A 1,121-nucleotide genomic window follows, 5' to 3' on the forward strand; every position below is an offset into this window, starting at 1 on the left:
GTGGGCGGGCACATGGGTCGTACGGCCGTCCGCGCCGACGAGTGCGCCGTCGGCGCCCATCTTGAGCACGACCACGCCGCGGCACCGGGCCGCGAACGCCCCGAGCACCGCCTCCGGATCGTGCTCCCCGGTCAGCAGCCGGCCCTCCTCCAGGTTGGGCAGCGCGATGTCGGCGAGTTCGACGCTGCGGGTCACGATGGCCCGCGCCCGTTCCTCGGGCCACAGCGCCGGACGGTGGTTGGGGTCGTAGGACACCAGCGTGCCGTGCGCCCTGGCCACCGTCATGGCGTGGAACGCCGCGTCGCACGCGCTCGCCGAGATGGCCTGGGTGATGCCGCTGACGTGCAGCACTCCCGCGCCGGCCACGGCCTCCTCAGGCACGTCCGCGGGTGACAACCGGCTGGCGGGGGAACCGGCCCGGTAGTAGGTGAAGGCGTGCGCGCCGCCACCGTGCCTGGCCACGAAGTAGATCCCGGTACGGCCGTCCGGCTCGACCACCACATGGCCGGTGTCCACCCCCTCGGCCCGCCAGAGGTCCAGCAGCCTCCTGCCGAACGCGTCGTCGCCGACCCGCGTCACATACCCCGCTCGCGCCCCGGTGCGCCGTGCGGCGATCACCATGTTGGAGGTGTCGCCGCCGTACCCGACCGCGAAGGACTCCGCCTGTTCCAGCGTTCCCTCCGTGGCCGCGTTGAACTCGACGAGCGGTTCCCCGAGCGCCAGCACCCCGCCCGTTTCGCCGGTCATATGCGGTTGTACTTCGCCAGGCCGTCGCGCAGCGAGCCGGTGTCGAGGATGAGGCGGGTCTGCTCGCGCTCGCGCCGTTCGATCTCGGTGGCCGCGTCGAGCACGGCGGTGATCAGGCGGGCGGGCACCCGTACCACGCCGTCCCGGTCGGCCACGATGAGGTCGCCCGGGTGGACCGACACGCCGCCCAGCACGACGGGCTCGTTCAGCGACACGGTGCGGTAGCGGCCGACCGTGGTGGCGGGCACGCTCCACCGGGAGTAGACGGGGAACTGGGGGTAGTCGCGCTGGATCTCGGTCACGTCGCGTACGCCCGCGTCCAGCACGGCCCCCGCGATCCCCCTGGCCACGGCTCCCGCCGTCATCAGCCCGCC

Annotated in this window: 2 protein-coding genes; both read right to left on the reverse strand. The window is 73.4% G+C overall.

What is annotated here, in order from left to right:
- A partial coding sequence (locus C1I98_RS39130; protein WP_111172209.1) for a sugar kinase occupies positions 1-747 on the reverse strand: 747 nt, incomplete at its 3' end.
- On the reverse strand, positions 744-1,121 hold a 378-nt coding region (locus tag C1I98_RS39135), incomplete at its 5' end, for an RraA family protein (protein WP_146607942.1). The genes C1I98_RS39130 and C1I98_RS39135, both read right to left, overlap by 4 nt.

This window comes from Spongiactinospora gelatinilytica, assembly GCF_003236385.1.
In the GTDB taxonomy this organism is placed as follows: domain Bacteria; phylum Actinomycetota; class Actinomycetes; order Streptosporangiales; family Streptosporangiaceae; genus Spongiactinospora; species Spongiactinospora gelatinilytica.